The sequence below is a fragment of the Dactylosporangium maewongense genome (assembly GCF_039531485.1).
In the GTDB taxonomy this organism is placed as follows: Bacteria; Actinomycetota; Actinomycetes; order Mycobacteriales; family Micromonosporaceae; genus Dactylosporangium; species Dactylosporangium maewongense.
The window spans coordinates 539,048-556,203 of sequence record NZ_BAAAQD010000002.1 but is presented as its reverse complement, the minus strand read 5'-3'; the positions used below and the strand labels follow the sequence as shown (position 1 = coordinate 556,203).

The 17,156-nt window shown below is 66.2% G+C and carries 18 protein-coding genes; 3 read left to right on the top strand and 15 right to left on the bottom strand.

Annotated elements, in window-relative coordinates; translation table 11 throughout:
* Nucleotides 1–20: 20 nt before the first annotated feature.
* From ABD332_RS09455 to ABD332_RS09405, 11 genes are all read right to left on the bottom strand, one after another.
* Nucleotides 21–1,175, bottom strand: coding sequence for a site-specific integrase (locus tag ABD332_RS09455; RefSeq protein ID WP_344501410.1), 1,155 nt, complete (start codon nucleotides 1,173–1,175; stop codon nucleotides 21–23).
* A complete protein-coding gene (locus ABD332_RS09450) occupies nucleotides 1,175–1,387 on the bottom strand; it encodes a helix-turn-helix domain-containing protein (protein WP_344501409.1) in 213 nt (70 codons plus the stop codon). The genes ABD332_RS09455 and ABD332_RS09450 overlap by 1 nt, the downstream gene beginning before the upstream one ends.
* Complete coding sequence (locus ABD332_RS09445) at nucleotides 1,380–3,077, bottom strand: replication initiator (RefSeq protein ID WP_344501408.1); 1,698 nt, start codon at nucleotides 3,075–3,077, stop codon at nucleotides 1,380–1,382. The genes ABD332_RS09450 and ABD332_RS09445 overlap by 8 nt, the downstream gene beginning before the upstream one ends.
* On the bottom strand, nucleotides 3,074–3,310 hold the full coding sequence (locus tag ABD332_RS09440; protein WP_344501407.1) for a hypothetical protein: 237 nt from the start codon (nucleotides 3,308–3,310) through the stop codon (nucleotides 3,074–3,076). The genes ABD332_RS09445 and ABD332_RS09440 overlap by 4 nt, the downstream gene beginning before the upstream one ends.
* An 11-nt stretch (nucleotides 3,311–3,321) precedes the next feature.
* On the bottom strand, nucleotides 3,322–3,828 hold the full coding sequence (locus tag ABD332_RS09435) for a DUF2637 domain-containing protein (RefSeq protein WP_344501406.1): 507 nt from the start codon (nucleotides 3,826–3,828) through the stop codon (nucleotides 3,322–3,324).
* A gap of 8 nt (nucleotides 3,829–3,836) precedes the next feature.
* The gene (locus tag ABD332_RS09430; RefSeq protein WP_344501405.1) at nucleotides 3,837–4,073 is read right to left on the bottom strand and encodes a spread protein; all 237 of its coding nucleotides are present in this window, start codon (nucleotides 4,071–4,073) and stop codon (nucleotides 3,837–3,839) included.
* On the bottom strand, nucleotides 4,070–5,671 hold the full coding sequence (locus tag ABD332_RS09425) for an FtsK/SpoIIIE domain-containing protein (RefSeq protein ID WP_344501404.1): 1,602 nt from the start codon (nucleotides 5,669–5,671) through the stop codon (nucleotides 4,070–4,072). Before ABD332_RS09425 ends, ABD332_RS09430 begins: the two co-directional genes overlap by 4 nt.
* A gap of 280 nt (nucleotides 5,672–5,951) precedes the next feature.
* Entirely contained in the window at nucleotides 5,952–6,341 is a 390-nt protein-coding gene (locus tag ABD332_RS09420; protein WP_344501403.1) for a transcriptional regulator, read from the bottom strand.
* A 127-nt stretch (nucleotides 6,342–6,468) separates the two neighbouring features.
* A complete protein-coding gene (locus tag ABD332_RS09415; protein ID WP_344501402.1) occupies nucleotides 6,469–7,197 on the bottom strand; it encodes a GntR family transcriptional regulator in 729 nt (242 codons plus the stop codon).
* A gap of 143 nt (nucleotides 7,198–7,340) precedes the next feature.
* The gene (locus ABD332_RS09410; protein WP_344501401.1) at nucleotides 7,341–7,730 is read right to left on the bottom strand and encodes a hypothetical protein; all 390 of its coding nucleotides are present in this window, start codon (nucleotides 7,728–7,730) and stop codon (nucleotides 7,341–7,343) included.
* A complete protein-coding gene (locus ABD332_RS09405; protein ID WP_344501400.1) occupies nucleotides 7,727–7,987 on the bottom strand; it encodes a hypothetical protein in 261 nt (86 codons plus the stop codon). The genes ABD332_RS09410 and ABD332_RS09405 overlap by 4 nt, the downstream gene beginning before the upstream one ends.
* A 367-nt stretch (nucleotides 7,988–8,354) precedes the next feature.
* On the opposite strand from ABD332_RS09405, the gene ABD332_RS09400 reads away from it, so the two are divergent.
* Both ABD332_RS09400 and ABD332_RS09395 read left to right on the top strand, forming a co-directional pair.
* Complete coding sequence (locus ABD332_RS09400; RefSeq protein ID WP_344501399.1) at nucleotides 8,355–9,134, top strand: aminotransferase class IV family protein; 780 nt, start codon at nucleotides 8,355–8,357, stop codon at nucleotides 9,132–9,134.
* A gap of 32 nt (nucleotides 9,135–9,166) precedes the next feature.
* A complete protein-coding gene (locus ABD332_RS09395) occupies nucleotides 9,167–10,132 on the top strand; it encodes an SUMF1/EgtB/PvdO family nonheme iron enzyme (RefSeq protein WP_344501398.1) in 966 nt (321 codons plus the stop codon).
* Nucleotides 10,133–10,327: 195 nt separating this feature from the next.
* Here the strand turns inward: ABD332_RS09395 and ABD332_RS09390 are convergent, their stop codons facing one another.
* The 3 genes from ABD332_RS09390 to ABD332_RS09380 form a co-directional block, all read right to left on the bottom strand.
* Complete coding sequence (locus ABD332_RS09390; protein ID WP_344501397.1) at nucleotides 10,328–12,577, bottom strand: hypothetical protein; 2,250 nt, start codon at nucleotides 12,575–12,577, stop codon at nucleotides 10,328–10,330.
* A 140-nt stretch (nucleotides 12,578–12,717) separates the two neighbouring features.
* A complete protein-coding gene (locus tag ABD332_RS09385; protein ID WP_344501396.1) occupies nucleotides 12,718–14,064 on the bottom strand; it encodes an esterase/lipase family protein in 1,347 nt (448 codons plus the stop codon).
* Between the two features lie 959 nt (nucleotides 14,065–15,023).
* Nucleotides 15,024–15,197: a hypothetical protein gene (locus ABD332_RS09380; RefSeq protein WP_344501395.1), complete on the bottom strand. Its 174-nt coding sequence runs from the start codon at nucleotides 15,195–15,197 to the stop codon at nucleotides 15,024–15,026.
* Between the two features lie 328 nt (nucleotides 15,198–15,525).
* On the opposite strand from ABD332_RS09380, the gene ABD332_RS09375 reads away from it, so the two are divergent.
* Nucleotides 15,526–16,626 carry a sensor histidine kinase gene (locus ABD332_RS09375; RefSeq protein WP_344501394.1) on the top strand — a complete coding sequence of 367 codons (1,101 nt, stop codon included), beginning with the start codon at nucleotides 15,526–15,528 and terminating at the stop codon, nucleotides 16,624–16,626.
* Here ABD332_RS09375 and ABD332_RS09370 read toward each other — a convergent pair.
* Complete coding sequence (locus ABD332_RS09370; protein ID WP_344501393.1) at nucleotides 16,610–17,053, bottom strand: hypothetical protein; 444 nt, start codon at nucleotides 17,051–17,053, stop codon at nucleotides 16,610–16,612. The two genes, ABD332_RS09375 and ABD332_RS09370, sit on opposite strands and share 17 nt — an antisense overlap.
* Nucleotides 17,054–17,156 lie beyond the last annotated feature (103 nt).

Below are 17,156 nucleotides of genomic sequence, written 5' to 3'. Positions count from 1 at the left end.
GTCAAGGCCTTGATCAGCACTTACTCGGCCTTCTTACGGATCTTGCGTGCCCGTTGCGTGCCCGATGTCTTGCGGGCCGTCATATCCAGGTGAGCTGCGACCTGGTCGTCGCTGCCGTCCATCGCCCGCGCGTAGTGCCTGGTCGTGATGCTGGCGTTGGCGTGCCCGAGCCGACGCGCCGCGACGAGGACGCCGTGCGAGTCGGCGACCCAGCTTGCGTGGGTGGCCCGCAGATCATGCGGCGTCACGTCACCGAGACCGGCGGCCTCGACTGCGACCCCGAACCGGCGGCGGAACCCGTAGTAGCTCTGCTGTCGCTCCTTCGTGTGCTGTTGGCGACCACCGAACAGGAACGTGTCCTCATCATCGGGCAGGTTGCCGAGCAGATTCTGTGCTTCCTCCACCACGAACGACGGGAGGGTCAGCGTCCGCCGCTGGTGCGACTTCGGGGTCCCGATCACCGGACCGCCGGCCACCTGCGTCACCGCTTCGGCGACGAGCAGCCGGCCCTTCTCCACGTCGATATGCCGCCGCCGCAGCGCCAGAGCCTCACCGATCCGGAGACCGCCGTAAGCCAGGAGGAAGATCAGTACCCGGTCACCCAGCTCGCAGGTTGCCGAAAGCTTGTTGACCTCCTGCACCGTGAGAATGCGGGGGTCGGCCTCGGGGAGGCGAGGAAGCCGGACACCGCGACAAGGCGTCACCGGCACCATGTCGTTGTCGACCGCTGACGTCATCACCTGCGACAGCAGCCGGTACGCCTGCCTCACCTGCGAGGCGGACACATTCTCGGACAGCTTGCCCACCCAGCTCGACACCGCGATCGGCTTCAACGCCGACAACTTGACCTTGCCCAGGTGCGGGTAGATCAGGCGGTCCAGAACGGAGCGGTAGCTCTCCTTCGTCTTGGGCTTCCAGCGCGACAGCGCCGAGGCGTACCAACGATCTGCCCATTCCTGAACCGTCGTCTTGCCCGCCGCAGGGGAGATCCACCGGCCCTGCGTGATCTCGCCTTCCACGATGCTGAGGTACCGCTCCGCGAGCCGTTCGGTTGCGAACGTTGTCGGCGCCGGGTGGTCCTTGCCGTCCGGTCCCTTGTACCGCGCCTGCCACTGGCCGGACGGCAGTTGCCGAATGCGACCGAAGCGGCGCTTCTTCTCCTTCTCTTGTGTCATCACGCCACCAGCCCGTTGCCGTGCCAGTGCATGTCGACGGCGTCCACCGTTGCCTCCTTGATGTAGGCGGTCAGCACGCTCTGTTGGATGCGGACATGCGTGCCGACCTTCACGTAAGCGATCCGGCGTTCCGCGATGAGGCGACGCACGAACCGTTCCTTCGTCCCGAGCTGCAAGGCGACCTCAGCCACGTTCAACAGCCGGTCATCCACCGTGCGGTTCCTCCCCGTTGTCATCCGTTGCGTTCGAGTACTGCGCCGCCCGGTCTCTGGCGGCATTGATGGCGCTGCGCCACTGCATCCGTTGCGCCAGCGCGCGCAGAAGGCGATGCCGCATCGGCGGCATGTCCGGGTCGTTGGGCTTCGCCAGCTCCCACGCGACGGGCGACGGCGTGCCGTCCGGGCCGTCGGCGGCCGGGACCTGGTCGATACCGTCGGCGACACCGAGGAGGGCCTTGACCCAGGCGCGGGCGTCGTGGCGGTGGTCGGCGAGGGTTTTGCCGGACCAGTCGCGGGACACGAGGATGCGCCGGCCGCCGATGCCCAGCGTTGCGCGCTGGTGGACCTTGCCCTTGCAGTTGCCAGGTCGGAGCTTGCCGTGGGCCTTCTTCGGCTGAATGCCGTACAACAGCCAGTTCGCGCACCGCTCCGAGCACGGCGTCACCCGCAGCTCCTGCCACAGGCGCTCGAGATGCGCCCGCTGCCGATCGGTGGTCACGGTGTGGCAGTCCGCTGCCGATTTGGTGATGTACTTCGTGATGTAGCCGACGGTGCGGTCGATGTCCTTGCTGTCGGCCGCGACCCCGCGGGCGTCGACGTGCTTGCCGAACCGGATCACGTGCGCGGGTTCGGCGTCGGGGTCTTCGTCGATCGCGTCGAGCGCCTCGTCCCACCTGGGCAGCGGCGCTTGAGTGTCGCTGTCGCACCAGGTCTCGCCGTTCCAGGTCGGTCGGCAGGTGGGCTTGTCGACGCGGGGCCACCACACTTGGTGGTAGGTGGCCGCCGCGACCTCGCGCAGGACGGTGCGGGGGATGGTGCCTCGGATGGCGAAGTGGGCGTGTGGGGCGAGGCGGCGTTGGGGCTCGACGCAGCCGGCGTACTGGACGTTCCAGCCGACGCAGCGGCGCAGGTTCTGCCAGAACCGGTCCAGCAGGCGCGGGAACGTGATCGCGTCCCAGGCGGCGCGACGGTAGTCGTAGCGGGACGGGTCCAGCGGCGAGCCGTCCTCCCGTACGGGACCGTACGAGTCGAGGGTCATCGTCAACCACATCGACGGCCGGTGCTCGGTGCCGTCCGGGGCGGTGTAGACACGGCCGACCGTGCGCGGCTGGACCTTCTGGCGCGGGAGTGCCGGTGCGTCCTGCCGCCGTCGGGTGGACCGCTGCCGCTTCGGCTCTTCGGGCTTGTCGTGCGCCGGCGCCACGGTGCCGCGAAGCCCTTCTGCTGCGATGGCTTCCTCCACCTCGCGGATTGCGTCGTCGACCTCGCCGACCTGATCCCATGCCGACTCTCGGACCGCTTGGTCGCGGAAGTACTCCAGGTTCGCCCGGAGACTGATCAGCGAGCGCTGCTCGTCCGTCGCGGGAGCCGGCCCGGGTGACGGCTCGTCGACGCGGTGCCAGCCCTCCCGGATCTGCGTCTTGCGGAGTCGCCGTGCCCGCTTGGCGCAGGGGACGCACTTGTCTTCGCGGGTGGCGCCGCACGGGACGTCGATGATTTCGGTCTGGCCGGTGGCGAGGTCGGTGCGGCGTAGGCCGATGGGGCGGAGGCAGACGCCGTACTCGGTGGCCATGTCCTTGACGACGTCGGCGGCGAGGGGCATCAGCATGCGGGCGGCGCGGGAGCCGGGGCGCGGCCCGGCCTCCTGAGGTGCTTCGAGGCCGGGCAGGGTGTCGACGGTCATCGGCGGCCCGCCGGCTGCCGGGGGTCGAGGAACATGCGGTCGATGGGGTCGGCGTCGCCGCGTAGCAGGCGTTCGCGGCGGGCGGCGGTGAACCGGCCGACCATCGGGTGACCGATCCGCCGTCCGCCCCACGGCAGCCGCTGGACCACGAAGCCTTGTGCGCGGGCGTGCGCGTCGCTGGAGGCGTGCAGCCGGTCGGCGACCCGTTCGACGAGGGTTCGGAGCAGGTACATGGGAGCCTCCTTCACTTGACGACACCGGACGGGATCGCGCCGTTGAGGCGCTGGAACACCGGGACGGGCGCCGCCGGCGGGACCGGTTCGGGCATCGGGACCTGGTCGATAACCACCGGCGGCGGCTCTGCCGCTGTGGGCTGCGGTTTCGTGGAGAGGACGAGCTTCACCAGGGCCATGAACGCCAGCGCCGGGACGGCGGCGAGCAGGCCACCGGAGATGCCCGGCTTCGCCACCGCGAGCTGCGCTGACAGCGACAGCACCACCGCGGCCGTCAGCACGGCGAACGGGTACAGCGTTGACTCCCCGGTCCGGCGCCGACGCCGGATGACGAGCGCGCAGGCGATCGGGACAAGTTCGGAGATGGCGGCGTTGGCCCAGCCGAACCAGTCCGCCGTACCGGCCGGGGAGTTGGCCATGGTCCAGTCGTGGACGTGGGTGAACGACGCGGCGCCGGCCATGCCCGCGACGACGAGGACGATGGCGGCGAGGACGACGCTTTCGACGTTGAGCCGCATGCGTTGCCTCACTTCGCTTTAGGGGTGATCGGGACGCGAATCCACTCGGGTGGTTCGCCGGTGGAGGCGACGGCTTCGGACAGGCACCGCCACAGCGCCCATGCCTCAGCGGGCGTGACGTACATCCGGCGGCGGCCCGCGCCGACCGCGAGGTAGAGGTCTTCGTCGTCGGTGACGCGGACCGTGACGGCGGAGGAGCCGTTGGTGACGTGGGGTGCGCGGAGGCGGTAGAAGCGGCGGGTCATGCCGCCTCCCCGTCGAGGAAGGTCGTCAGCGAGTCCGGCAGCAGCGGCCCCTGAGCGTGCCGTCCCGGCTTGTACAGGTGCTTCGGGTCCCGCCGCTGCTCCGGTACGACCGCCGGCCGCTGGACGACGTTCGGCGCGGCGTAGGCAACCGCCATGTCGCGGATCTCGTCGTCGGTGACGTACGCGAACCGCACCCGCTCCGGTTCCGGTCGGTCGTCCAGCACGACGTACCCAATGCCACGCATCGACGGCCGCGCCGACAACTGGTCGCACAGCGCCCCACGAGCCCGGGAACCCTGCCCAAGGACGAGGTCCACGTGGTTGGGTTCGTTGAGCCGCAACGCGATCCGGGTCGGGAAGAAGTCGCGCAGCTCGACGACTTCCTTGCGCGGGTCCTGGGTCGCGCCGATGACCAGCACCCCGAGACCCGCACCCTGTGTGAGGAGCATGGCGAGCGCGGCTTTGGCCCGGGCGCGGAGGTCGGCGTCCTGGAGGAGCGCGACCAAGGCAAGGATCTCGTCGACCATGAGCACGTACAGCGGCTCGTCGAGGGTCGGCGTGTGGGCGCGGGTCTTGCCCTGCATGCGGGCCTGACGCTCCCGCATCACCTCCACCAGCTCTTCGAGCATGGCCACCATCGGCGGGACTTCGGCGTACTCGTACCGGCTGAACAGGTCCCGACCGAGGGACAGTTCCACGCCGCCCTTGGGGTCGATGCCCCACAGTCGGACCAGGCCGGACCGGATCGCCGGGGCGAGCGCGCGGATCAGCGACCACTGCACCGAACCCTTGCCCGCTCTGGTCGCGCCGACGATCAGGACGTGGGTGGCGAGGAGGCGCAGCACATACCGGACGAGATCCTCACGCACGCCGAGCGGCAGTGCCTCAAGGTTGGTCTCCTCGGGCACGTCGAACGCCGGGACGGTACGGCGCAGCGGATCGCGGCGGACGAACACCAGCCACACCAGGCGCGGGCGGTCGCGGTAGCGGAACCGGTCGACCAGCCGCAGGAACCGGTTGGTGCGGGCGGGTGGCTGTTCGCGCCGGCCGGAGTATACGCGGCAGATGCGCGCGCCGAACGAGTACGCCAGGTTCGCTGCCGCCGCGTGGTAGTCGTCAGGGTTCTGGCCGCGCGGCATCCGCAACAGGACCTCATCGGTGGCGTACGTGCAGCGCACCCGCAGCAGCTTTGGCACGTTCAGCTTGGTGTCGAAGCGTTCGGCGAGGCGGCAGACGGTCATCGCCTCGCGCCAGTGCAGGCCGTACACGAACAGCCGCTGCCACCAGGACAGCACCGGCAGCACGATCAGCCGTTCGCACCACGGCCGCCACCGCCACCACCACACGCCGACCGTCGCGCCGGCCACCCCGGCGAACAGGGCGAGGATCTCCCAGCCGTGCTCGTGCCACAGCCAGAGCGCGAGGACGGTCAGGGTGACGGAGGTGCGGTTGCGCCACAGCACCGGCAGCGACCGCACGAGCCAGACGATGGTCTTGAACAGTAGGTACGGGATGACGATCCACATGACCAGCCACCACGGCGCCGGGATGGACAGGCGCCGGAAGTTGACCAGTGGGACGTTGGTGTTCTTGTTCACCTTCGACCTTTCCTACGCAGGCGCCAGCGCAGCGAACCGCCCCCGCGCGTCCCGGCGGACCGCCAGCCATTGGCGTGGCATGCCGGTGAACCAGCGGGTGAAGCGGCCCCGCGCGTCGCGCGCAACAGGCATGAGCAGCAGGAGTTGGCCGGGGCAGGTTTGGCGACGCCGCCCAGAAATGGGCATGATGAATCCGCCTTCCACACCTCAGCGATGGGCTTGGTTGGCAGCGGGGCGGTCCGGCTTCCTACGGCATACAGACCGCCCCGCGCTGTGTTGCTCAGGCCGCCTTGCGGGCAGCCGTTGACGACTTGAACCCGGTCGCGCGGTACGAGTACGCGAGCCGGCCGGTCGGACCGACGTACGGCGTGACCGTCATGCCCTCGAACTCCACCGGCGCGAACGGCGCACCGTTGTCCGGGACCGGCTGCACGGGCGCGGACACCTTGACCGCCACCTCACGAGCCCGACCGGCGAGGTCGGGGTCCATGTCCAGGACGCGGACCGTCCACACCCGCTGACCGGTCAACTTGTCAAGTGCGGGCGTGCGGGCCTTCGTCGCCTCGTTGTAGTCCTGCGCCTCGACGATCGAGTCCGGCACCAGCACGCACCCCGCAGGGAACACGTCCTCGAACCGGATCGAGAACCGGCTACCACCTTTGAGTGCCACTTAGCTCCTCCATTTGACCGCTTAACTTGTTAGGTGATTCTAGTGTAGCGATGGAACCTAGCTTGTTAAGTAGTTAGACAGAGAAATTTGGCGATCCCGCCGAGATTGAGCAACGCCGACGCGCAGCCTAAGCAATCGAGAACGAGTCCTCGAACTCCTGCCGAGCCGGCGGCACGGCAACCTCCAGCGCGAAGGCGGGCTGACCGGTTCGCAGGAACACGGAGAACAAGGCCGTGAGCACCCACTCCCCAGGTTCGATCTTCAGGAGTTCGCACTCTTCGTCGGTCGCAGGCCGAGCCGAGATCCGCTCAGTTGCCCGGTCGAACTGCACGCCCTTGCGGGCCGCGACGTGACGCAGCAGCCCGTCGGGCAGCGGACCGGGCGCGCCCACATCGGTACCGGAGGCAAGCGCGGCCGGCATGTAGACGGTGCCCAGCTCGACAGGGCCGACCTCGTCGACGCTGACGAGGCGCCGGCGCACGACGATCGGCGCGCCTTCGCTGATGTCCAAGGCGGAGGCGGCGCGGGGTGGGGCCGGGACCTCCGCGACGTCGACGACCCGAATGCCGCCGGCGACCTCGTCCGACAGGAGCGCGGCAGCATGGGCGGGCAACGTTCGTGGCTCCGCCGGCTTCGACCGGGCGAATCTGCCCTTGCCCTGCTGAGTCTCGATCCAGCCGGCCTGCCGCAGGATCTCCAGTGACCGCACGACGGTCGGACGGGAGGTGTCGAACTCCTTCATCAGCGCTGTTTCGCTGGGCAGCATCTCGCCGGACGCGTAGGTGCCGTCCTCAATGCGGGCTTGGAGCGCGTTGACGATCGTCACGTACTTCGGCGGCGTGTACTCGATCGGCATACCGGCTCACCTCAAGACGACAACATAGCTTGTCAAGAGCTTATATTTGTCGCTCGGCCCTGTCATCCCACAATCGGTCGAACCAACAGAGCGACCCCGACCCGAGCGGCGCGCTCAGAGATCGGGGTCGCTGTACAGCGGGCCTACGGGCTGCGCAGGTGCTCCGCGTGCTGACGCCAGACGAGCGCCATCGTCGCCTCGTGCCCCCACTGCTCGTACTCGCCCGATGCGGGAGCGTCGAGTTCGACGGTGTCCACGTAGTCGACGGTGAACGCGGCGACCGCAGCCCGCCAGTCACGCCCGAAGCTTGCACGGTCCGCGTAGCCGAGCCGCTCCCATCGCCGGGCGATGTCGGCAATGACCAGCCGCCGGTCTTCCGGATCGTCGAGGCGGTTGCCGTGCCGGGACACCAACTCACCAGCCGACAGTTCGACGCATCGCCCGATCAGCGGTAGGAGCGTCACCGCGATCTCGTACAGCAGCTCTGCGCCGTCGCTTCCGTCCACCTGGACCCGATCGGCGGTCACGGTCATGAGCCGTTCCCTACCGCTCGCTCCTGGAGCGCCCGAAGCCGCAACGCGTACTTGAACGCCTCCGCACCAAGACTTTCCGCCGCCCGGATCGCCGCGTTCCACGAACCGCCGAAGCCCATGTCGATGACCACCGTGACGTCATCGTCCTTGACGACGAGGACCGGGTCGCCGTCCTCATCGACCGCTTGCCAGGATCGGAGCGCACGGACGTCGACATCGAGGTCGGGCTGTGGTGCAACGGGCATCTCGGCCACCATGAAGGTAGAAGATCGCACGCGGGCCTCCGTTCGGCGTTGAGTGACCTGTCAGGCAGCGAGGAGCGGTCGACCGAGACACTCCGGGCACACCCGGACGGCATAACGAACGCCGGCGTCATCAACGCTCAACTGCCGCAGCCGGGAAGCGACCCGGAACCCGCGACCTTCGCACCCCCAGCAGGCACCGCGACCAACCCCGGCATCGGTGGCACTGGCCGGGACCACCATCGAGATACGACGCTCGCTGCTCATGATTCAAGGGTCCCGTCTGTACGGTTCGGACCCCACGCCCTCACGCTGCCTCAGCACTGAACTTTCACTGCACCCGATGTCCCACTCGTGGTGCATCCGCTGCAAGACTGGTCCCATGGCGGAGCTGAACGGCGAACCTGTAGCCCCCGACGAGCTGCGGGCGCTGGCGATGGTGAACTACGGACACTTCACGTCCATGCGCGTCGACGACCAGCACATCCGGGGCTTCTCGCACCACCTTGAGCGCCTCGTCCGCGACAGCCGGCTCCTGTTCGGCGCCGAGCTCGACCGCGAGCAGATCCGCGCCTGGGTACGCCAGGCCATCGCCGGCCGCGACGGCGTGTTCGTCGCCAGGGTCACCGTCTTCGATCCTCACCTTCCGCTCGGCCGGCCCAGCGCTGCCGCTACGCCACAGGTGCTCGTCACCACGCGCGAGGTGCCGTCCGGCCCGGTCGACCCGTGGCGGGTGCGGTCCGCGACGTACACGCGAGACCTGCCCGAGGTGAAGCACATCGGCCTGTTCGGCGCGCTATGGCACCGCCGCAACGCCCAGCTCGCCGGATTCGACGACGCGGTGTTCGCCGACGCCGAGGGGTACATCAGCGAAGGCCCGACGTGGAACATCGCGTTCTACGACGGCGAGCAGGTGATCTGGCCGAACGCCGAAGTTCTGCCGGGCGTCACGATGCGCCTCCTGCAACAGGTCCACGAGCACACCACCCTTGCCCCGGTCCGGTTGCAGGAGCTGGCGGGGATGCAGGCAGCGCTCGCCACGAACACCACGATCGGCGTACGTGCCATCACAGCCATCGACCACGTAGAGTTTCCGGCGGATCACCCAATCCTCGAAACGCTCCGCAAGGAGTACGAGGAGATCCCGGCTGAGTCCCTGTAGAGCACCGCGACGCCCAACGGAGCTTTCTGGTCATGGCGACGATCACCGTCCAACGCTGGACCGGCCGCGAGATTCGAGCCCTCCGCGAAGCCAAGCGCATGAGCATCCGCGAGTTCGCCGGCCACCTCGGCGTCAGCGAACGCATGATCTCCAAGTGGGAAGCCGGCGGCGAGGCGATCATCCCTCGGCCAGTGAACCAGTCCGCTCTTGATACGTCACTCGCCGCGTCCAGCATGGACGTTCAGGCCAGATTCGCGGACACCGTTGGACCTGCGCCGACCCCTCAGGCACAGGAGACCAACATGACGCACCCCGCCAACGGCCAGCCCCAGGACGACGACATCCCCGTCGGCGACGAGCACCACATCCGCCACCCCGTCGACGGCAAACTGATGACCCTCGTCGACGCCGGGATCTACTTCGCTGGCCCGGACAACGAACCGGTCTACCTCCCGGCGTTCTACATCGACGTCTACCCGACCACGAACGCCGACTACGCCCGTTACATCGCCGCTACCGGTGCGACGCCGCCCCAGCATTGGGAGGACGGCAAGCCGCCGGCGGACCAGCTCGACCACCCGGTTGTATTCGTGACGTGGCACGACGCCAACGCGTACGCGCAGTGGGCGGGCAAGTCGCTGCCGACGAGCCAGCAGTGGGAGAAGGCCGCCCGAGGCACCCGCGGCGACATCTACCCGTGGGGCAGCCAACGCACCCCAGCCAAGTGCAACTGCCGCGAAAACGGCATCCGCAGCACCACCCCAGTCGACCGTTACGCCAGCGGCGTCAGCCCCTACGGCGTCTACGACATGTGCGGAAACACCTGGGAATGGTGCGCAACTGAATCGACAACGGGTAGACGCACGCTGAAGGGAAGCGCCTTCACAAGTCCGTTCTTACGGTGCACGCCATCGTTGTTCAACGACGCTTCAGTCGACATGTACGACGATGACACAGGTTTTCGCACCACAATGCATGCAGATGTCAGATTCATCTGAATCTCGATTCCGCCGCCCCGCACCGCGCCCACAAACCGCACTGCAGCGAACGCTACCGACAGCAACCGTGTCTATCCTCGCACAATCGAACTATCTATGATTCTTAAGACGGCCCGCGGCTCACGCATGTGGGTGCTAAATAAATCCGAAACCCTGCATAGTTTGGCGACCCTCAGCGTGCATACAAGGCGCCCCCTAGGCGTCACCCGATGACGGAAGAATCTCGGATGTACCCTCTGCTCTCGAAGTTAGTTTGATAGCTTCCTGCCTTACCAGCCTCGATGGGTGATCCCTGCCAAGAGACACCAATTTCGCCCGGAAAGCAGGCGGAAGAATAAGAGGCTGATCCTTCAATGCCTTCAGCGCCAGAACTGGTGTAAGGACACCATCATCGTCTAGAACTTCTTCGAGCCGCTTCATCGCAACGGTAGCCAGTACTCCACCCGATCGCGACAGAAGAGTCAATGATCGGGCAGCATTCGCTCGAACATCGGAGTCGCTGTCGCCTGTGAGAGGAAGCGCCAGAGGCAAGAGGTACTCATGAGACGAGTGACGCGCAAGAGTTGCTAGGGTTACTGCGGCTTCTCGACGCGACTTCACGTTAGAGGAACCTGCGAGTCCCGCAAGCGCAAAATAAAGCTCCGCCTCATCGATCAGCCGATACGCGCCAAGGAACCGCACTGCTGGCGGAAATGGCAAAGTCGGCTCGTCGGACATGCTCGGCCCAGGCGCAGAGACTAGCCGAACGGCGTTCTCACGAAACCGAGCAGCAATTTCATCGGGAACAACCAGATTTGAGCGGGCCAGTCGTTCAAACGCACCCTTTCGGTCTTCCTGTAGAACTCGAAAGTCCAGCAAGAAATCCGCAAGAGGCTGCCAAAGCTGATCGGCAGTGCAGTTGACAATCAAGGCGACCGCGATATCCCCATAGTCGACGCCGCCAAAAGTGTAGGCACCGCTCGCTGCTCGCCTCCGAATATCATGCAGCGAATCGACGATCTGTGGAAGTGCGTTCTCCACCAAATCGTCGTCAACAGTCCCGCCATGAATGACGTTATTCAGTGCGTAGACCAGAGAGTGGATGCCCGGGGAGGCATCCGGCTCGGGCACAGACATACCGAAGCGCGCGTGCATTACCTCCGCGATACCTCGTGTCTGCTCCGAATAGTTCGTAATAAAGTCAAGCCAGCGCCCCTGGACCTTGGTTGATACCAACTCCCACTCTAGCTGGCTAAGCGCACGCGACATCGTTCGGTCAACGTCCTCCTCAACATGCTTAACTGTCTCACTCAGAAGAAAGAGAGCTGCCTCGTCATGCGCTTGGCACACGTTTGCCAACGAGGCCACAGCTATCCAGGCGATCTCATTCTGCCTTACTGGAATCTCACTTGACCCAGGCGCGGAAATCGCTTTTCCACTTTTCAGCGCATTCAACACACCGTCGAGTCCGATACGAGCTTCTGACGGCGCAAACAAGTCAGCAGCAGTCTTTAGAACCTGCATTTCAAGAACCGAAAGTGTGTCTTGCGAGGCGCGTTTCGCTAGGATTTGTCGACCATCTCGGCTTAGCGCTGCAAGAGGGCCCGACACATAGAGATGATTAAGTATGCTTTCCAGCTCCGTCTTGGCCGATGCCTGACGTAGCAGGCGAAGGGCGTCCGCGACGTCCGCCATTGCGCGACCATCTTGCGTGAGACGGAAAAGCGCCAGTTCTCCCCTTGCGGACCGAGCACCTGCATGCCCAAGCAGTTCAAGCGCAAGTAGGCCGTAGAAGATGTCTGGACTGGTTCTGCCGAAAGTGATCGTGTTAGACCTCCGAAACTTATCTTCGAATGCCTGCTTCACATATCGAGAGTATTCCCGAGCATTTTTGGCGTCTATGCGAGCCGCAATGCTGCTCCAGCCTTGCCTACGACGCTCCTGCCAACTAGGCAATCCAGCCTCTTCCAAGATTGTACTTTGGAAGGGGAGAACGCTATCCGCAGCTTCCAGTAAATTGCGCCGAATTGTCTCAATAATAGCTTCGGGTGTTTTGCGTGTAGCGGGGCCTGTCGCGAACTGGCTGCAGCTTCTTGCATCGAGATTCGCCAGCAGGGAAACCACTTCTGCCACAACCGAAATATCAAGTCGACCTATATCGTATTGCCTAAGAGCCTTCTGCTGGAGAAGGGCTCCTCGAACAAGTGCGTCGTCGGGGCGACGCGGTTTCCCAAGGTTCGCCAGTTGCCTGTCTAGTACTCTGATAGAAAGGTCAAAGTCATCAAGTTCGGTGGCAGCACTGCTTAAGACCAGCGAAAGCGCAGCAGCTTCAGCTGCATCGCTAAAGTCAGAACCAAGCAGGCGATTGCCCAGCTCGGGAACGGCCGACTCAATCGAATCGGTAGCGAGGCATCGGCCCGCGAGAACAACTACATCCCCGTCTGGTGGTTCGGGAAGCTCGCTCAAACGCACCGTTCGTGACATTTCGCCAAGGAGTGTCGTCGCGAGACGAGCCGGGCCGCTAACGTCGTATGAGTCGTCTGGACTCGAAGAATTGATCGCGACTTCGTGAGGTTCTAGAACGGCTACGAGCCATGCAAGGTTCATCACAGATCGTCTTTCGCTATGGCATCGTAATCCTGCGATGCGCCGGGCCATGAATCAGCAAGCACTGAGCGGCCGCTTCCTCTGGGCACGCGGTCCACAACCAGGTGTATCAGACCCGCGACCGTGCGTTCGACATCCATCGGTGCCGGAACCTTCTCGATGTACAACGTCTCTTCGCTTGCCGTGCTCGCCAGGACTTTCCTCAGATCTCGCTCGGCTGCGTCGCATTCAAGGCCCACGAGACAGATGCCCACCGTCATACCGGGGCTTTGCTGGCGGATCTGGTCAATGCGCCGCAATACATTCTGTACGGAATGAACGCTTCCGACCAGAGAAGCCGCATCAAAGACCGCGACGAGAAGGAGAGCTTCGGCTCCGCCGGCCTCCCTGTAGTCCTCGACTGCGACACCGTCAGTGGTGGCAATGCGGCGAGCTCGGTTATATGCACGCTCCCACTGGGCCCCGCCAGAGTCAGAAATGAAACGTGTAACGATGATCCGGCGTGGAGCCTTCCGGTTGAACTTTAACTCATGCCGATCAAGGCGGTCGGCTTGCTCTCTCGATTCTATTCGTTCCGCAATCACCTTACAAATCCAGTCCATAAGTTCGTGATCGTCTTCCTTTGGCTTCACAATCGAGCGATGATTGGCATCAATATTGCGACGCTGCGATTCTGGGATTGAGAAGATCGAACTGAATTTGTTGACGAGACGATCATTCCCTGCGATGGCTCCATAGAATGGCAGTACTGCCACCGTACCTGGCGCGCTGGTGAAGTTTCGTCTCTCAATGTGTGTAGAGTAGAAGGAGTCGATTTCCGCACTTCGATTGCTGAGCCGTTTCAACAATTGCATTTCCGACAACCGACCTAAGACTGGTATATCCGCCCAACCCGATCCAGCTCGTGGGGACGCAATTAGGATCAGACCGGCCAGTGCGCCACAACCAGGCTTCCCGGCGAAGGCTCGGCTCGTTCGATGCTTCATGCCTACGGTCTCAATTACCAAACCGCCCAAGCTATGGCCCATAAGAAAGATATGATCGTATTCCGGTTCGAGATCAGCAACTTGATCGGCCACCTGCTTCGCCCAGAAGTCGATGTCAGCCCGGCCGCCGCGAAGTCTGCGAGCTCCGCTCCGATAGTCGAAAATCCCGACGTCGACGGGCATCCCGTTGGTGCCAGAGAAGAGACGTCGTGGCACTGTTCCCCATGTGCCGTAGCCACTACCGCTGAGGCCATGGGCTAGCACCACAAGCGTGCGTTGACCGGATGGGTGACAGTGAAGGTTGAACTTGCCAGAGTCAAACTTTTCTTCGGCGAAGGTCGACTGACGTAGGCGGTGCACTCACCTCTCCCGTCAGCTCGTGGCGGACCACACTAGCATCGAGGTGCGCGCCACCATGTGTGACACACATGGCGTGTCGCCGACTGCAGGCCGGTGTAGGCGTGTTCATCGAGACTGATGGAGAAGGTCCCGCTGACTGCTGAATTTGGCTGTACTAGATCAAGGCGCCTTCGGCGCAGGCTCGGACGTGGACACCCGGCTCGGCGGGCAAGCGACGCCCGGCCCTGCGGGCCGGCGCCGGAAGCCCGCCCGGCCGGGACGCCACGCCCGAGCCGTACAGAGAGCGCTTGAGAAGGACAGCCAGGCACGCCGACAGCACAGGCCGAGACGCCCGTGACGGTCGAGGCGGCTCATCCAGATTTGGGCTACCGCGACGTCCGCCGGGCGACAGACCGTCGCTCCCGCAGCGTTGCCCTCCGCGTGTAGTTGCCCTCTTGCCTCCCGGCGGGCCTCTGGGTCCCGGAGGGGGCGCTCCTCCGTACCCCCGTCACGCAGGCAAGGCCAAGCAGACCGCCGGCGGGGGCGCCAAGCGTCCGCACGGGACCTGACCGTCCGCGCGAGGCGAGGCACCCCCGCCGGCGGCCCGCTTCCCAAGGGTGCATGACGGGTGTACGGAGGAGCTTGGGGGCTGGGGATCGCGCGGGAACCGGTTGGCTGGCGTGCCCGTTGCGTGCCCGATCCCAGGGTCAACAGCGGTCAATCGCGGGTACTCAGCGAGGGCAGGAACGCCGACGAGGCGCAGGTCACCGCAGGTGGGAGACCGCGCCTCGCTTGATCGACTTGAATTCCTAAACCGTGTGTCGCAGGTTCGAATCCTGCCGGGGGCACCAGGTCACAGGCTTATGGCACGTTCTTCCTGATCTTGCGTGCCACTAGCCTTCCGCGCCACCTTGTCGAGGTGCGTCGCCACCTCTTCGTTGAACTGGTGCGGCGCCTTGGCGGAGGTGCCGCGCTGAGGTTCATGGTGTGTCGCAGGCCGTCAGTGCCGTGTCGAGGGCGGCCAGGAAGTCCAGCAGCTCGCGCCGGGCGGCTTCGGTGGGTGTGTGGTAGTTCAGGAAGGTCGACGTGACGCGGTGCGTGCGGTCCTCGACCAGCTCGATCAGCTCGGCGAGCTGCAGCCGGGCCTCGGTCACCGCGCGCTCCCCCCGCCTGACGGCACCACGCCTCGACGAGGGCGGGGTCGGTGGAGATGGCGTCGATCCCGCAGCACGCGGCGGCGCCGGTGCAGCCGAGCGCGAAGCGCAGCCGGGCCCAGCGACCGTCGAGGTGGGCGAGCTCGCCGAACTCGGCCCGCTGCGGGGAGACCAGACCGGCCGTCCAGCGCAGGAGGCGCAGCGGCGCGTCCTCGGTGGGGCCGCCCGGGAAGCGGCGGTGGAGCGCGATCGCCACGCAGATCGGCGTCAGCAGCAGCACGATGAAGTACGGCATCACGCCTCGCGCGAAGCACTATTCTCGCTTGCTATGGGCCGGCAGCGGGAGGGGTGGGCCGGGCCCGAGAAGCGGGCGAAGGTGCTCCTGCTGGTCCTGTTGGTGCTGCCGGTCGGGGCGCTGTGGTTGTGCGCGCTGCCGTGGACCGGGGGCGCGGGGGTGGTGGCCGGGGCGGCCGCGCTCGCCGCCGTCGCCGTCGCGGCGCTCGCCCGGGCGCCGCGGCCCGCGATGGCCGTCGCCGCGGGGTCGGTGCTCGCCGACGTGGTGTACCGGGGGGCGCCGGAGCCGGCGGCGTTGTGGGCGCCGTTCGAGTTCGTGGGGCTGGGGGTCCTGCTGGTGGTGCTCGCCCGGCGGGCGCCCGCGCCCGCCGGGGTCGCCGTCGGGGTGGCGATGACGGCGCTGCCGTTGCGGATGTCGCTGCACGTGCCGGGCGACCGGGTCGAGGCGTCGGTGCTGCTGGTGAGCGGCGCGTTCGGGGCGACGGTGTGCGTGGCCGGCGCCGGGCTGTACCTGCGGCTCGGCGACCACCGCAGGCGCGAGGCCGAGGAGCGGGCCCGCCGCGCGCACCGGCTCGACCTGGCCAGGGACCTGCACGACCTGGTCGCGCACGAGGTCACCGGGATCGTGATCGCGGCGCAGGCGGCGGGCCTGCCGGAGATCGAGGCGGCCGGCCTGCGCGCCCTGGACGGGATGGACCGGATGGTCAGCGCGCTGCGGGGGCCCGCGTCGCAGCGCGTCCTGGGCGTCGGGGACCTGCCGGAGGTGGTGGAGCGCTTCGGTGCGACCGGTCCCGCCGAGGCACACCTGTACATGACGGAAATCCCGGCGATGTCGGCCGAGGCCTCGAAGGCGGCCTATCACGTGGTGATCGAGGCGCTGACCAACGTCCGCCGGCACGCCCCGGCCGCGACCGAGGTGACGGTGACCGTGAGCGTCGCGGACGGCCGGGTCGGGCTGGTGATCGTCAACGACCGCAGTGGATCGACGGCGGTCAGGGACGGTGGCGGGAGCGGGCTCGCCGGCCTGCGGGAGCGGGTCGAGGCGCTCGGCGGCGAGCTGCACGCGGGGCCGCGGGGCGACGGCTGGCAGGTGACCTGTCACCTGCCAGCCGGTGAGGTCACGCGTCGCTGGTGAGTGTGATGAGCAGGATGGCGGCGAAGACCAGGATGAACGGCATGAGCAGCCCGATGATGCTGATCGGCCGGGCGAGCAGCCGCTTGCCCGGGTTCATCGGCTGGCGGGCGCCGCCGTACGGCGAGGGCTGCGGCGGCGCGAGGTTCGCGACCTTGCGCCGGTTGATGATGTTCCAGAGCACGACGAACGGCGTGATGAAGAACGAGCCGTAGCCGTACCAACCCTGGATGAGGGTCTTCGACGTCATCTCGCGGAACGTGGCCATGCCGCAGTCGCGGCAGAACGGCCCGTCGACGTGACGGAACTGCATCATGATGATCAGGCCCCGGTGCCCGCGGAACTTGGTCTGCGCGGTTGGGACGTTGTTGCAGAACCGGCAGGGGGTGAGCTGCGCGGCCTGTTGTTGCTGCTGAGCCGAGATGGCCATGGTTCATTCCTCCCGTGGAAGCGGCAACAGGCTACGACATCCCACCCCCAAATGGGGGGCGCCGTCTCTCCCGTTCGGCAGATGTGCCCACCACGTGCGACCG

Excerpts from the sequence above, each read along its gene's own strand:
- ABD332_RS09375 (WP_344501394.1), top strand. The coding sequence starts at position 15,526 with ATGGGCCGGCAGCGGGAGGGGTGGGCCGGGCCCGAGAAGCGGGCGAAG.
- ABD332_RS09400 (WP_344501399.1), top strand. The coding sequence starts at position 8,355 with ATGGCGGAGCTGAACGGCGAACCTGTAGCCCCCGACGAGCTGCGGGCG.
- ABD332_RS09455 (WP_344501410.1), bottom strand. The coding sequence starts at position 1,175 with ATGACACAAGAGAAGGAGAAGAAGCGCCGCTTCGGTCGCATTCGGCAA.
- ABD332_RS09440 (WP_344501407.1), bottom strand. The coding sequence starts at position 3,310 with ATGTACCTGCTCCGAACCCTCGTCGAACGGGTCGCCGACCGGCTGCAC.
- ABD332_RS09435 (WP_344501406.1), bottom strand. The coding sequence starts at position 3,828 with ATGCGGCTCAACGTCGAAAGCGTCGTCCTCGCCGCCATCGTCCTCGTC.
- ABD332_RS09430 (WP_344501405.1), bottom strand. The coding sequence starts at position 4,073 with ATGACCCGCCGCTTCTACCGCCTCCGCGCACCCCACGTCACCAACGGC.
- ABD332_RS09445 (WP_344501408.1), bottom strand. The coding sequence starts at position 3,077 with ATGACCGTCGACACCCTGCCCGGCCTCGAAGCACCTCAGGAGGCCGGG.
- ABD332_RS09395 (WP_344501398.1), top strand. The coding sequence starts at position 9,167 with ATGGCGACGATCACCGTCCAACGCTGGACCGGCCGCGAGATTCGAGCC.
- ABD332_RS09370 (WP_344501393.1), bottom strand. The coding sequence starts at position 17,053 with ATGGCCATCTCGGCTCAGCAGCAACAACAGGCCGCGCAGCTCACCCCC.
- ABD332_RS09410 (WP_344501401.1), bottom strand. The coding sequence starts at position 7,730 with ATGACCGTGACCGCCGATCGGGTCCAGGTGGACGGAAGCGACGGCGCA.
- ABD332_RS09405 (WP_344501400.1), bottom strand. The coding sequence starts at position 7,987 with ATGGTGGCCGAGATGCCCGTTGCACCACAGCCCGACCTCGATGTCGAC.
- ABD332_RS09415 (WP_344501402.1), bottom strand. The coding sequence starts at position 7,197 with ATGCCGATCGAGTACACGCCGCCGAAGTACGTGACGATCGTCAACGCG.